We start from the raw sequence: 13914 nt of genomic DNA, 5'->3' as shown, positions 1-13914 counted from the left end.
TTCACCTGTTGCTGGCATTAGCGGTTTTCAGGCGCAATATGTTTAAACTGCTTACCAAATGCTTTGAGTTCATCAATGGTGTAAGGCGTATGCACTCGTTTAGTTGAAGGCAGTTGATGATGAATACTTAACCCTTCACGCCGCACTGTTTTTGGACGGATAGGCCTGGGCATAAATCCACCGCCACAGTTTGGGCAAACGTTAGAAAGAATGTCTTCAACGCAGGTCGCACAGAAAGTGCATTCGTAAGTGCAAATCATCGCCTCGGTTGAATCAGGCGGTAGGTCTTTATCACAGCATTCGCAGTTAGGTCTGATTTCCAGCATGGGCAAATTCCTTTTCATAGAAGTGATGCATCAAAGCAGTCACTTCCATCAAATACTACCGACTGAATTCACCTAAGCCACGGAAAGAAACATCAATTTTTCTGCAGGGTATTGATAAGAAGAATAAAAACCGCAACCCATGACATTCACTTGATGAATTGTAGAGCCATGTATCATTCGTCCAGTTACATTGCTTACCGTATCCGCAAAAACACATTTATCTCATTGAATCAATGAAATGAGTTCCATATAGATGTCACTGCACAGTTTTTAATCATTTGAATGAGAGAAGTGAAATGACAACTGCACCTCCCAACCCAGCAGAACGGATACTCAGTCTCGATGTCATCCGCGGTATCGCGATTCTTGGCATTTTGTTTATGAACATTTTCGCCCAGCAAGCTTTGCCGGCTTTAGCGCTACACGCTCCAGATTGGCAAGGAACGGCGACTGATATGGACATGGCGGTGTATACCTTCCAAGCCATATTCGTTGATGGACGCTTTATGAGCCTGTTCAGTCTGCTATTTGGGGTTGGCTTGGTCATTCAAACGGAGAGTTGGCAGCGCAAACAGCAATCTGCGGGCAAGTGGATTTCACGACGACTGTTCTGGCTTGCTGTGATTGGTTTACTTCATGCAGCTTTCATTTGGCCAGGTGATGTCCTGTTTGTTTATGCCATCACAGGTCTTGTTCTCTTCCGCGCCGCTAACTGGCGAGCACGCACCCAGCTGATTTTGGGTGTTTTCTTCGTTTCATTAGCCGCATTGCTCTTTTTAGCGCTTTCTGCAGCTATTGCATTTGCGCCGCCGGAAGAAACCCCGCCTCCCATTATGGGCACCTACCTTCCCGTTTCTCCAAGCAAAGCAGCCGAACTCATTCAAGCCGCTACTGGCAATTACTTTTTTGAACAGATCCCTTTGCGTTTAGAAATGTATTACCGCGTTTATATATCTGGCTTACCCGTGCTGATGTTCCATGTCGGCGGTTTGATGCTGATTGGTATGGGGCTGTATAAAACAGGTTTCTTCAATTCATCAAAACGTTTAATTATCTGGTGTGTAGTCGGCACTTTAACCGCTTTTGCATCGGTATTTTTAGTGAACTTCAGAAACGAAATTGGCTTCAACGAAGAGCTAGGCCTGACATTGCAGTTGCTCAACATGTCCATGTCTCCGCTCCTTTCGCTGTGCTATGCAAAACTGCTGATTTGGTTGGTGGAAAGACGGTCGGTCATTGTGCAACCTTTCGCAGCCTGTGGGCGCATGGCATTTACGCTATATCTTTCGCAATCATTCATTGCCGTGGCGATTTTCCAGTGGCTACTTCCAGATCTGTACGGCACGCTAAATCGCGCACCATTGATTGGCATCGTTGTGATAATGAGTGTGGTCCAAGTGCTGTTTGCCAACTACTGGCTGAGACATCACCGAATGGGGCCACTTGAGAAGATTTGGAGGCGGTTGGCGCTGGGTAAGAAAATGACCAGTCAGTTGAATCAAGCCAAGGTGTAATTTAAACGGCTAATTCGGATACCGCCGTCAAAGAGATCTTTGCCGGCGGTTGTTTATTGAGGCAAAACTCTAGAGTCAACTGGGCTCCATCAACGCAGAAGGATAATAAACCCCATATAACCACGCCAAATACTTTAAAACTGCGAAATATACCCTCAGCCAGCCACTCAGACGCCAGTAAATTTAACTTAGTTGGTGTCCAATAAAATTAGTCAACACCCAGTGGCAAACAATCCCTTGTCGAGCAAACAAAGTTTCATAAGTTGTTGAGCGCCACTCTCATCATTTAGTGTTTTATCAATACGATTACTAATTAATGAGACAAGGGAATGGGGTTACTTGGAGCACTTTTTATCAGTTTCTCACTAGCAACTTTAGGCTCGAGAGGCGCCATCATTACCATACCAGTATTCGTATACGGTACAGGTATGCCAGAAAAAGAAGCAATCATGTCTTCCCTGGTTGTTGTCGGTATTCTTAGCCTCCTATCCTCACTAAAGAACCCTTTCACCAAAAATATCGACATTCATCTCCTGTTGGCATTCGGTGTACCGAGTGTTCTAGGCGCATTTTCAGGCGCTGAAGTTGCCGTCATCGCTCCTGTTACAGCCCAACTGATTGCTCTGTGTTGTTTGGACACAGGCTTCGCAATCACTTCCCCCAAACACACATTTCACGTTTGTTTGGAGCGCTACTAATGATCATTTCTACCGTTTTTGTATTCAATCAAATATTGTGAGAGGAAAAGATATGCTCTTAACCAGCCAGCAATTCGTCGATGTTATTAAAGGCAAAATCAAAGAAATAACACCAAAGCAGCTCAGCGAAAACGCAGATAACGTTGTCCTCATTGACGTGCGAGAGCCCAACGAATTGGATAGCGGCATTATCTACGGTGCACATGCTATTCCCAGAGGAATACTGGAAATGAATCTCGTGGCACACCTTAATAATATTTTGAAAGTAGAAGATGTCTCTAATGCCCCTATCGTTCTTTACTGTCGTTCAGGCTCACGATCAGCTTTAGCAACAGAGTCTTTAAGGAGAATGGGGTTTAATAACGTGAGCTCACTGAAAGGGGGAATTACCCAATGGTCTTCTGCGGGGTATCCGTTGGTAACGCAAAGTTAATCGGTTTATTCCAACCATTCCCGGTGCGCTTTTTCTGCATCGCCCAGATAATCCAAAATCCAATTCACCGCCGGATTTTCTTTGTCTGAGCGCCATGCAATACAACAAGGGCTTTTGGCCGGGGGCTCTACCAGTGTTTTCTCAACCAGCTCCCCACTTTCTAGATACGGCTGAGCCATATGCGAAGGCATGGCTCCGATCCCTAATCCTGAACGAAAACACTGAATCGCACTGTGCCAGTTGGGTACAGTGAGGCGACGCTGATTATCGAGCAGCCAGGTGGCTCGTTTGGGAAGAATGCGGGAGGTGTCTTCCAGACAAATTGCAGGGTACGCCAGCAATTGTTCATGTCTGAGAGGCTCAGGTTCTGCCGCCAGAGGATGGTCTTTCGAAACCACAAACCGCCAGGTGAGAATACCCATATCGCGATAACTTAGGTTTCCGCTAACTGGCACCGCCGCTGTCGCGCCTATGGCTATGTCTGCCCTATCGTACGCCAGTGCATCCCACACGCCATTGAACACCTCCATGGTCAGCAGTAATTCCACGTCAGGGAAAGCATCGTAGAAGTCCCGAACCAAAGAATCGACACGATCTTCACGCACCACGTTATCCAGTGCCAGAGAGACACTTCGCGTCCAACCGTTGGCAACACGCTGGGTTTGATCGCGTATCTCGTCCATCCGCTTCATCAAATCTCTTGCCTGTTGCACGAAGAACTCGCCAGCGGGCGTGAGTTTGACTGAGCGGTGCAATCGCTCAAATAAATTCACAGCAAGCTTCTCTTCCATCTGCCTGACGGTATAGCTCACCGCACTGGGAACTTTGTGCAATTCTTCGGCTGCAGCGGAAAAGCTACCACGACGCGCAACAGCATCGATAACTTGCAGATCTTGATAGGAAAACATACAAATCAAAATTTTTGAAAGCAATGTGGAAATTTTAGCGTTTCACAGCGCTTTTCGCTAGCAGTAGACTGCGCGCATATTGCAACAACGGATAAGTAAAATGAAAAATACTGTTCCTATGACAACAATGATTTGGTTTGCTGGTCTGAGCATGCTCGGTTTTCTGGCGACTGATATGTACCTGCCCGCTTTTGAAAACATCCGCCTTGAGATGGGTACAACTCAATCCATGATTGGACTTTCGCTGACCGTGTTCCTGTTGGGCATGGCGCTGGGTCAAATCGTTTATGGTCCACTGTCTGACCGCATCGGCCGCATCAAAGTGCTGGTCGGCGGTATGGCGCTATTCAGCGCTGCAACTGCAGCCTGTTTTATGGCTGACAGCATTGAAGTGTTCCTGGCTGCACGTTTTGTACAGGCACTGGGTGCGTGTTCTGCTTCTGTGATTTGGCAAGCGGTAGTTATCGACCGTTACGACAGCAAAACGTCTCAACGTGTGTTCGCTACCATCATGCCATTGGTCGCTTTGTCTCCTGCCCTTGCGCCACTGGCGGGTGCGGCACTGGAATCTCAGTTTGGCTGGCGAAGCATTTTCATCGCACTGGTTGCCTTGGGTGCGGTGCTGGTGATCACGACCTTGCGTCAGACAGAGAGTGCGCCGGCAGTCAACAGCGACGAGAAGCTGGGTGCGAAACTGGTTAGCGATTACAAGAACATCATCAGCTCGCGTAAGTTCGTTGGCAACATGCTGGTATTCGCAGGCTGTTCTGCAGCGTTCTTTGCTTGGCTGACTGGTTCTCCGTTCGTGATGACAGAAATGGGTTACAGCGGCGCTGACATCGGCATGAGCTATGTACCACAAACTATCGCGTTCATTGTCGGTGGTTACAGCTGTCGCGCACTTTTGAACAAGTTTGATGGTTCTGTGCTTCTGCCGTGGTTCGTGGGTCTGTTCATCGCGAGTGTTTCAATCATTTTCGCGGTGTCTTGGCAGACTGATGTGACCAACATCTGGCCGGTACTGATCCCATTCTGCTTCTTGGCAGCGGCGAATGGTGCGATTTACCCAATCGTCGTAAACAAAGCACTGGAAGAGTTCAAAACCTGTAGCGCAACGGCAGCGGGTCTACTGAACTTCCTACAGACAATGATCTGTTTCGTAGCAAGTGGCGTGGTATCTGCATTGGCAATCCACGGTCTGTTGACGGTGTCAGCAGTAATGATGGGTGCTGGCGCAAGTGTGGCGCTGGGTCTGATGCTGAGCTGGAACGCTAACCGCGTAGCGATTGAAGACGCGCCTCAAGCGGCTTAGGAAGCTATCCAATTTAAAATACCGCCTGCGATGACGCAGGCGGTATTTTTGTTTGTAGGGTCTGCTGACCCTAGGTTTTCATCTTACTCTCTGCGTTATTCGTTCCACTCTTTGAAATGCTCGAGCAGGTGGTCGATAGCAAGACGGGCTTTGAGAGGCAAGAATCGGCGATTTTGATACACCACCCACGAAGTAATATTCTTCGTCCAGTAAGGTTCGAGAACAGGCACCAAGCTCCCTTCTTCAACCGCCTTTTGAAAGCTGCTTTTCGGCATATAGCCAACGCCTAGTCCCGCTTTACAAGCTTCAACCATGGCATTCGCATTGTTACACCGGAAACGGCCAGATACCTTTATCGGCATCTCTTTACCATTCCTTTCGAAAAGCCAAGTGTCGTTATTGGTAATGAGGCATGAATGCTTTGCCAATGCTTGAGGATTCTCTGGTTCGCCCTTCGCTGACAGGTATTCTGGCGCAGCAACAGCCATCAAGTTTCTGTTTGCCAGCTTTCGTGCCACCAGCCCGGAATCCTGCAAACGCCCGTAGCGAATGGCAAAATCAAAGCCATCTTCAACAAAATTCACGTGGCGACTACTGAAATCCAACTCAACGGCGAGTTCCGGGTGGAGCTTGGCAAACTCCACCAAAGCAGGCGCGACAAATTGTTCAGCAAAAGAGCCTGCCATACTGATTCGCAACGTTCCCTGCAAATCAAACTGCGCGCCAGTCACCATTTCATTGGCTTGAGAAAGACCACTTACCAACTCTTGGCATTGAAGATAATACTGCTGCCCATTTTCCGTCAGTTTTACGGACCTTGTGGAGCGGGCAAATAACGCCGTTCCCAAGCGCTCTTCCAAACGGGAAACCTGCCGGGATACATGGCTTACAGAACAGTTCAGTCGCCGTGCCGCCTCACTGAATCCCTTTGTGTCAGCCACGGTGACGAACTCAACAATACCTTCAAAACTGAGTGAGCGTTTCTTCATTGATTATTGCCATATAGCAAAGTCGGTTTTCCATATTAATGGATTATCACCTAATTAGCGAAAGTATAGAGTAAATACCCAAACCATCTGCACCCGCTCAAGTTAAAAGGATTACAGCATGAAAAAGATTCTGATCATTGTTACGAATCACGCCACACTTGGAACCACAGACCAGGCAAACGGCACATACGCACCAGAGCTGACTCACGCGCTGGACGTATTTCTAAAAGCTGGCTTTGCCTACGACGTTGCTTCTATCAATGGCGGCGAAGTGCCTTTCTATGGTGAAGATATGGAAGGTGACGACGTTAACAGCCGTGTTTTCAACAACGATGAATTCCAGTCTCGTGTAAAGAACACTATTCCGGTTAGCCAGTTGAATGCCGACGACTATGACGCGATTTTCTACCCAGGTGGTTTTGGTCTGCTTTCTGACCTTGCGCAGCATGCTCCAACGGCAAGTCTTGCAGCCAAGCTTTATGAAAATGGAGGTGTTGTGGGTGCAGTTTGTCACGGCCCTGCGGCTTTGTTGCCAATCACGTTGAGCAATGGTCAGCCGTTGATTGCAGACAAAACAGTGACCGCTTTTACCCGTGAGGAAGAAGTAGATTTCGGCACCATCAAGGATATTCCGTTCTTGCTGGAAGAGTCTTTGACGCGCAAGGCTGCAAAATACAGCAAGATCCAACCTTGGGGCGTTCACGTGATTACTGACGGCAAGTTAGTGACAGGCCAAAACCCTGCGAGTGCACATGGTGTAGGTGAAGCCATGGTTGAGCTTCTGAAATAATCATCACCAAAGGTCAACAGCCCCTAGGAAGCGATTAGCAAAAAAATCAAACGTCAGTGAAGAGCAAAACCACTGCCTGCTCGACACTGGCGTTTACTTTTGCATGCGCTTTGGACTAACTGATTAGGCTTCCCGTTGTCCCACTGCCATGATGACCCTCATGTCTCCCATGCAGAATGGATGGGTGATGGAAACCACATTAAGCCCTGCACTTTCGTAAGCATCTTCAATTTCAGTTGAAGAGAAGCCCACACTGGAGTCCCCCACTTTCTCCCAATCCCACTGAACCAACACACCTTTGTCGGCGAGCAGCATGGTCAGTAATTCAATGGTTTCAGCATAATCAGGGACAAAAGCCAGCGCTGAAGAGGCCACCACCACATCAAAGCGTTTGCCTGATTGGCGACAGTCACGAACAAAATCTTCGTCTACCTCACCCACCACCGTAGTGACATTGCCAAAGCCTTTATCCTCCAACACTTGGACCATTTTGGTGGCAGGATCAATTGCCGTCACTGAAGTGACACGAGGGGCGAGTTGCTCAGTCAGCAATCCGGTACCACAACCGAAATCCAGTACTTGTGCGCCGCGGATCTCGATGACTTCACAAAGGGTGCCGAAAGCTTTCTCTGAAAAGGCAATGACGGCTTCGTTTTCATCCCATCCCGCCGCCAGATCATCCCAGCTTTCGCTCATTTTAGTACCCTTACTACGTAGTGAATCTATGGAAATGGTATGGCATTTTATAAAATGAATCTATTCAGTTGGACCAAAACCCTTTCTAATTTCGACATTTTCATCGGTTCTTATGATTTTTCTCTGGCCCCAAAGCGAAAAAGCCCGCTACTGCGGGCTTTGAATAGACTGAGAAGAGGCTTATGCCATTGGGCCGCCAAACCGGTGGAGGTTCGGGAACACGGTAGACAATCCCGCGTTATTCATTCCTAGCCATTTCACCATGTGCGCAGCATATTGCTCATGGGCGATTTTAGGAATCAGGCGACCTTGACCGTTGTCATCCTGCCCACCGCGGGTAAAGTCTGGGTAAGTGCCGAAGCAAGTCCCCGACGTAGTGCCTCCACCAAACATGAAGTGACCACCACCCCAACCGTGATCGGTTCCCTCGCGCGAATTATCGTGCATCGTGCGGCCAAACTCCGACAAAGTACACGTCAGTACGTTATCAGTGAGCCCTTCCTCATCCAATGTGGCATACAGTGCTGCAATCGCCTCAGAAAACTCTCTCATCAGTTCATCCTGACGACGAACTTGATTGTCATGAGTATCAAAACCACCCAGCGACACATAAAATACCTGGCGGTTATGACCCAATAACTGCGCACCTTCAATCATTTGCTTCACCGCACGCAGCTGCATACCCAGATTGGAGCCTGGAATACGGGTGTCCATTGGGATGGAATCGACAACAGGGCTCATCTGATCCTGCGCGTACATGGCTTGTTTTACCGCTTCGGCATAACCTGCCGTCAGTGGCGAATCATAGTATTGGTTGGCATTGTCTTCGTAACTAGAGCGCATCGCTGCATTTTGAAGCATGTTAAACGACTCAAAACCGTTCTTGTTAACGAAGATCTTGTCAGAATCGTAGGCATCTAACAGGGTATTTGGACCAGTGTGGAACGCGTTCGGCAAGCCACCATAGCTACGCGACAGTACATCCATTGACATACCCAACCAACCGTTTTCACTGTAGTCCTGCCCCATCCAACTGTGCTGCCAAACTTCCTGTTGTTTGTTGTGCGCAAACAGGAAAGGAGGAAGCTCTGCGCGGTCTGCTGCTATATCATCCGAAGTAACTGGAGCAAGAAGTGGACCCACATTCAGGGCGATATTCGCTTTGCCTTGGTTAAAGAGGTGCATCAGGGGTGACATCGCTTTGTGCAGACCAAACTGCACACCATTGGCATCCTTGATATTCAAAGGGTTGATCTGGCTACGCGAAACTAATGTGGAGTTACGTGACGACGCGTACTTATTGTAGTTGGTGCTGTCCAGTGGCAGTACCTGATGGAAAAAATCGTTACCGCCAGCGAGGAAAACGCAAATTAGAGCTTTGTAATCTTCTGCGCCATTCGCTTTTACGCTGAAACTCATTGGAGCGGCAACCGTCGCACCCGCTGCACCCAGAGATTTGATGAAGTGTCTTCTTGTCAGTTTCATGCGCGGTTCTCCTGAACGTGGAAGTATGGTGATGCCAGAGCAATAAACAGTAAACGCTGTACCCATTTGCCCGGGTTCAAGTCCATCCCGTTATAATGCTTACGAAGTTCCTGTTTTAGTGGAGTAGGCATCGCGCCATTGAAAAAGCGTTCTGATGTTTCTTGGATAAAGCCTTCGATATTTTTAGCGGCAATCAATGATTTAAATTCTTCAACATTGATATAAAGCTCTTTAGCCAAAGGCGCGCTTAATTTCTGAAGATTCAGACGAATAAGACCGTAAATAAAGTTGTGAACATAAATAATATGTGACCAGTCAACGATTTGTAGTTCTGGCGCGACCAAATTATTCTCTTTCACTACGCCTTTAGGTGCATAGTCTGGCAAGAAGAAATTAAATACCGACGGTGAACCCAGTGGATATTGATTACAGGTTTTCAAATAAACCAAATCAGTTTCCACCACTGTGCTGCCAGCACCCGGTTTAACATCCAGGGCTCGATATATAGACACCAGAGACAACCAGGGCTCACGTACCTTACTCATAGTCGTCGGTGTTGCGGTGTAAACATCCGGGTCTGTCAAAATGGCCCAAACGACCGCTTTCAGGTCACCCGTCACACCCATACCGTTATCGAGGAATACCTCAGCCACACGGCGAACGTAGTCAGGAGATGGATTCGAGGTGGTCATTCGTTGAATCAGACCATGACAGATATTAGGTGCAGTCGATGGATGATGAAGCAACATATCCATGACCTGATCCATTTCCTGCTCTGCTGGCATGTCTTTCGGGAAACGATGCCCCAGCACTGATTTTTCACCGCGGTCATGGTCAACAGCGTTATTCACCATCGGCACCATCAGATCCGCATCCGCGTGGTTCCAACCTGTAAAGACGCGTGCCAGTTCCTGAATATCCTTTTCGGTATAACAAGGAATTGGCTTGCCGTTACCATCCAGATAGTAGGTACCGTCCAGATCACGCTCATAAAGTCCAATTGAAAAGAGTTGCATGATCTCGCGGGCGTAGTTTTCATCAGGGCGGCGACCTGAAGCTGGGTCTCCTTTCTTGTTACCGACCATAGACAGGTATTGCCCCATCACCGGTGACACGGATACATCTTTCAGGAGGTCACGGAAGTTGCCAAACGCATGCTGGCAAAGAAGATCGTTGTAGTTCGCGATAGCTGGCGCATGGTTGGCCAGATTCGGATCTTGATCCGACGCGACGAAGATTTGTGACAACGCATAGGCGACACGTTGGCGAAGTTGGTCTTTAGAGTAGAATGCGACATCCAGCCAGGCTCTTACACGGGTGGACTTTGAAGGTCTCTTCCCGTAGCCCTGCGCCACAAATTGCTTCTGGCATTGCTCTACGTGGGATGTCGTTGGAAGTGCTACTTGTTCATCAAACCAAGTTTTAGCGCGCTTATTTATTAAAATGTTTGCTTCGCCTTTCTTAGGACCGAAAGTCGCGAGATCCAACCAACGCGAAGCATGTGCAAAAGAATCAAACTGCATATCAAATACCCTCAATTTGCCGAGGCAAACGGACCACTCTCCTTTGAGAGGCTGTCCGACTTTAACACCAGGTGTTATGCAAATGAGAATATTCATACTTTTCTAATCAAAAAATGTTTTGGTCTTAATTCTGGACTACATATTCAGAAAATAAATATTTTCTAATAAATGAGCCATGCGTTTATTTGATTTTTTACACCAACATGTTCTATGGGGTTTCATTCCCACAACTGGTTGTTGATAACGAATACAATGAATATTATTGATTAAATTCAATTGTTTTTGACGAGAATTAAGTTGTCATTATTTTTTACAGTCAATCAATATTACTTTAATATTCATTTATTTATATTTGTATTTATCATTAAAAATAGACTAATTAGACATTAATTTTGTCGAATTTCACCGATTCACTGGATCGGAGCCTGAGGTTGAAAAGATATTTGATGGATAGGCGTGGCAGGTAACAGCGGCGTAAATGCATTATTTACATAATTTTCAAAGCCTTCACGATAAAAAGGCGATAATGGATGACCACTTTGCCCTCCTGGAAGCGTCAGAACCCCATTGACTTCGTCTCCAGGCTGAACAATAAGACGTTGAGAAGCACCAAAGGTTCTCCCCTGCACCGCAGGCATAAATCGGTCGCCAAACCCAGTCACGGGAGGCATATCTAAAATACCGCCTAAAATGGGGATTTGCTTGCTGAACGGATGCTGCACCTTTAGCTGATTAACCTCTCCCCATTTCAATGCTTGCAAAGAACCATCGGCATGGCCTGTCATTTCAATCATAAGGGCATCACGCATACCCAAGTAGGCTTGCGTTAGAAAAGCATTCCAACTTTCATAACCAGCAGGTAGCCAAGTCGGAGGCTGTTCCAACATCAGTTGCCAAAGTGCTGGTTCGATCTGCCGTTCAATGAGGGAAAGCGAAAGTTGCTGAGATTCAAGCTTGGTTTCAAGCGGTGCAAATAACGCATCAATAAGTGCATCACGGAATTTTCGCACCAAGGTATAACCAACAGACTCTGCACAGGCGCAGTTATTCCATCTGTTGAGCGCACCGATATCTTCCTGAAAAACGCCGGCATCCTGTTCTAGCACTTCAAGCAAGCGAGCATGCCAGCGTTTTAAGAACACGGCCTCATTGTCCAACTGGATGGCGTAGAAATCTTCAATATCGAAAAGATCTTTTTCCATCAATCTTTGTTTTATTTGTGCACTTCTAGCACCGAGCGCGTATCCACCATTGCCAAAGCGTGGATCCTGCTTGGCACTAACGACACGGCTATTGCCTGTCCAAATTCGATCAGTTTTAGGGTTAATGGAAAAAGGCACATCTGTCGCTTGCTGCCACCAGCGTTGGTCGAATCGCGAAGAGGCTTCCGGCCTCGAGAGCGGTTTGCGTCTATCAGGTAGGGCTCCCGTCGCCTGCCAAGCGATATTGCCGGCAGAGTCAGCCACCACTAGATTCTGTAAGGGTATGCCTGTGTTTTTACTGACCCCCAAAGCTTCCTGAACCGTTTTTGCCTGTTCCAGTTTCATCAGGTTCAAATTGACGGCATAGTCTCGGTGCGCCACCCAACTCAAGGCATATTTAAGGCCATTTATCACCTTAACTGGCCCATACTGACTTTGCTCAAGTAGGTACTTGTGTTCCCCTTCTTTTAGGGGAATGGTTTCTGTTTCCAGCGTCGTTTTCTCTTTGGGGCTCAACAGATACCAGTCCGCCGTATCCATATATCCATTGGTAAAGCCCCAGGCCACATGACCATTTGTTCCTACCACGACGGCAGGTGCACCCGGCAAACTGACTCCCGTAATTTGGGTTAGGTCATCACCGGACAGGAGATTGATTTGGGTGCGATACCAGATAATGGGCACATTCAAACCGAGGTGCATGTCATCAGAAAGCATGGCTTTGCCATTTCGGGTTAAAGAACCGTGTACCGCCCAGTTGTTACTCCCCACCGCCTGCGGCTTTTCTATTGTGATCTGCTGGGCATTCGCCAATAAAGATGGGTTCAAGTCTGGAACAGACAGGGGCTTTATTGTGGTGGTTGAGCTATCCAATGCAGCCTGAAACGGCGAAGGTTGAAGAATGAAACGGGCGATTTCGTCACCAAAATTGTTGTGTAGCGCGTCGATCAGTAGATCACGTTCGAGGCTTCTTCCCTGCAAGTCCAGATACATACTGAAGATTGCCAATACCGAATCTTCTGGTTTCCATGGCAATGGTTGTGTTTGAGTGACCAGATATTCAAAGGACGGTAGTGAAAGCTGGGCTAATGCATCATTCACGCCATTGGCGTAGGTTTCTAACGTTAGCTGATCTTCTTTTGACAGTTGTTTAAAAGCGGCTTCACTTCGTTTGCGGAACTGATGGAAACGACGGTTTTCATCTATAGGCAATGCCGCCTCTCCAAACAAAGCAGACAATTCCCCTGCTGCGTTTCTTCTGAGCAGATCCATCTGGAAGAAGCGATCTTGCCCATGGGCATATCCAAGCGCATAGGAGGCATCAAGACGGTTTTCGGCGATAATAATAGCGGTGCCCAATTCATCGCGCTGCAGATGAACTGTATCGCTCACGCTGTTTGAAGAGGCAGTACCAGAGAGTGTTGGAAGGCTGAGCGTCAGCGCACCGTAAAACACGGCGGTCGCGAGCAGTGCCAAAACTACAGCACTGTAAATGACAAATCTAATTGCCTTCAGCATCCGTCTTCCATGAATCCTTAGTTTTTAGAATGTAGTCAACACTGACTGGTTTATTAGACTAATTGAACAGCGTGCAAGCGCATGACTGCCATTTCAACACATTGAGGGCGCTGAAAAAATAACCACCCAAGCAAAAGCGGCCACAAACGTGACCGCCAAGCCGAATTTCTTACAACTTGTCGCTTAACTGTGACTATGGAGACCTATCAAGTTCCCTTCACTGTCACGAAGCTTTGCGAAAAAACCAAAGTTTTCACCAATTGCTGTTTTCGGAACAACGACAGATCCTTCCTTTACGCGGCTTAATACATCTTTAATGCTTTCTACCCCAAAGTAGACAGTGGTCGCTGAAGCGCCGGGCTCACCCAAGATCAATGCACCCGTCGCGCCATAGGCTGTTTCTTTTTCTACGGGGAACCACGCCATTTGCTGCCCGCCCACTTCCTGTTTACTTAGCGTCATACCCAAAGTGGCTTCGTAAAATGCCTTTGCTCTATCCATTTATACCCAAACAACCCAA

13 protein-coding genes are annotated in these 13914 nt (G+C 47.6%); 5 read left to right on the top strand and 8 right to left on the bottom strand.

What is annotated here, in order from left to right:
• Positions 1-17 precede the first annotated feature (17 nt).
• Positions 18-326 (bottom strand): DUF1272 domain-containing protein, encoded by a 309-nt coding sequence (locus QL223_RS07880; protein WP_281544390.1) that lies wholly within the window; start codon positions 324-326, stop codon positions 18-20.
• 296 nt (positions 327-622) lie between these two features.
• On the opposite strand from QL223_RS07880, the gene QL223_RS07875 reads away from it, so the two are divergent.
• The 3 genes from QL223_RS07875 (at position 623) to QL223_RS07865 (ending at position 2971) form a co-directional block, all read left to right on the top strand.
• Positions 623-1840 (top strand): DUF418 domain-containing protein, encoded by a 1218-nt coding sequence (locus QL223_RS07875; protein WP_281544389.1) that lies wholly within the window; start codon positions 623-625, stop codon positions 1838-1840.
• A gap of 329 nt (positions 1841-2169) precedes the next feature.
• Positions 2170-2538: a sulfite exporter TauE/SafE family protein gene (locus QL223_RS07870; protein ID WP_281544388.1), complete on the top strand. Its 369-nt coding sequence runs from the start codon at positions 2170-2172 to the stop codon at positions 2536-2538.
• Between the two features lie 52 nt (positions 2539-2590).
• Complete coding sequence (locus QL223_RS07865) at positions 2591-2971, top strand: rhodanese-like domain-containing protein (RefSeq protein ID WP_002535067.1); 381 nt, start codon at positions 2591-2593, stop codon at positions 2969-2971.
• A 5-nt stretch (positions 2972-2976) separates the two neighbouring features.
• On the opposite strand, the gene punR is transcribed toward QL223_RS07865, so the two are convergent.
• Positions 2977-3879 (bottom strand): DNA-binding transcriptional activator PunR, encoded by a 903-nt coding sequence (punR, locus tag QL223_RS07860; RefSeq protein WP_281544387.1) that lies wholly within the window; start codon positions 3877-3879, stop codon positions 2977-2979.
• 100 nt (positions 3880-3979) lie between these two features.
• Between punR and punC the strand changes: the two genes are divergently transcribed.
• Positions 3980-5191 carry a purine nucleoside transporter PunC gene (gene punC / locus QL223_RS07855; RefSeq protein ID WP_281544386.1) on the top strand — a complete coding sequence of 404 codons (1212 nt, stop codon included), beginning with the start codon at positions 3980-3982 and terminating at the stop codon, positions 5189-5191.
• Positions 5192-5286: 95 nt separating this feature from the next.
• Here punC and QL223_RS07850 read toward each other — a convergent pair whose 3' ends face one another.
• Entirely contained in the window at positions 5287-6180 is an 894-nt protein-coding gene (locus tag QL223_RS07850) for a LysR family transcriptional regulator (RefSeq protein WP_281544385.1), read from the bottom strand.
• Positions 6181-6298: 118 nt separating this feature from the next.
• Here QL223_RS07850 and QL223_RS07845 point away from each other — a divergent pair, with 118 nt between their 5' ends.
• On the top strand, positions 6299-6970 hold the full coding sequence (locus tag QL223_RS07845; RefSeq protein WP_002535063.1) for a type 1 glutamine amidotransferase domain-containing protein: 672 nt from the start codon (positions 6299-6301) through the stop codon (positions 6968-6970).
• A gap of 123 nt (positions 6971-7093) precedes the next feature.
• Here QL223_RS07845 and QL223_RS07840 read toward each other — a convergent pair whose 3' ends face one another.
• The 5 genes from QL223_RS07840 to QL223_RS07820 form a co-directional block, all read right to left on the bottom strand.
• Positions 7094-7666, bottom strand: coding sequence for a class I SAM-dependent methyltransferase (locus QL223_RS07840; protein WP_281544384.1), 573 nt, complete (start codon positions 7664-7666; stop codon positions 7094-7096).
• A gap of 180 nt (positions 7667-7846) precedes the next feature.
• Complete coding sequence (locus tag QL223_RS07835; RefSeq protein ID WP_281544383.1) at positions 7847-9151, bottom strand: DUF1501 domain-containing protein; 1305 nt, start codon at positions 9149-9151, stop codon at positions 7847-7849.
• Positions 9148-10674, bottom strand: a complete 1527-nt coding sequence (locus tag QL223_RS07830) for a DUF1800 domain-containing protein (RefSeq protein WP_281544382.1) — start codon at positions 10672-10674, stop codon at positions 9148-9150. Before QL223_RS07830 ends, QL223_RS07835 begins: the two co-directional genes overlap by 4 nt.
• A gap of 410 nt (positions 10675-11084) precedes the next feature.
• Positions 11085-13394: a penicillin acylase family protein gene (locus QL223_RS07825; protein ID WP_281544381.1), complete on the bottom strand. Its 2310-nt coding sequence runs from the start codon at positions 13392-13394 to the stop codon at positions 11085-11087.
• A gap of 183 nt (positions 13395-13577) precedes the next feature.
• Positions 13578-13895: a VOC family protein gene (locus QL223_RS07820; protein ID WP_281544380.1), complete on the bottom strand. Its 318-nt coding sequence runs from the start codon at positions 13893-13895 to the stop codon at positions 13578-13580.
• Positions 13896-13914: the final 19 nt, after the last annotated feature.

Origin of the sequence: Grimontia sp. SpTr1 (genome assembly GCF_947387585.1) — a bacterium.
Lineage (GTDB): Bacteria > Pseudomonadota > Gammaproteobacteria > Enterobacterales > Vibrionaceae > Enterovibrio > Enterovibrio indicus.
The sequence above is the reverse complement of the archived record's forward strand: the minus strand, read 5'-3'. Positions and strand labels throughout refer to the sequence as shown.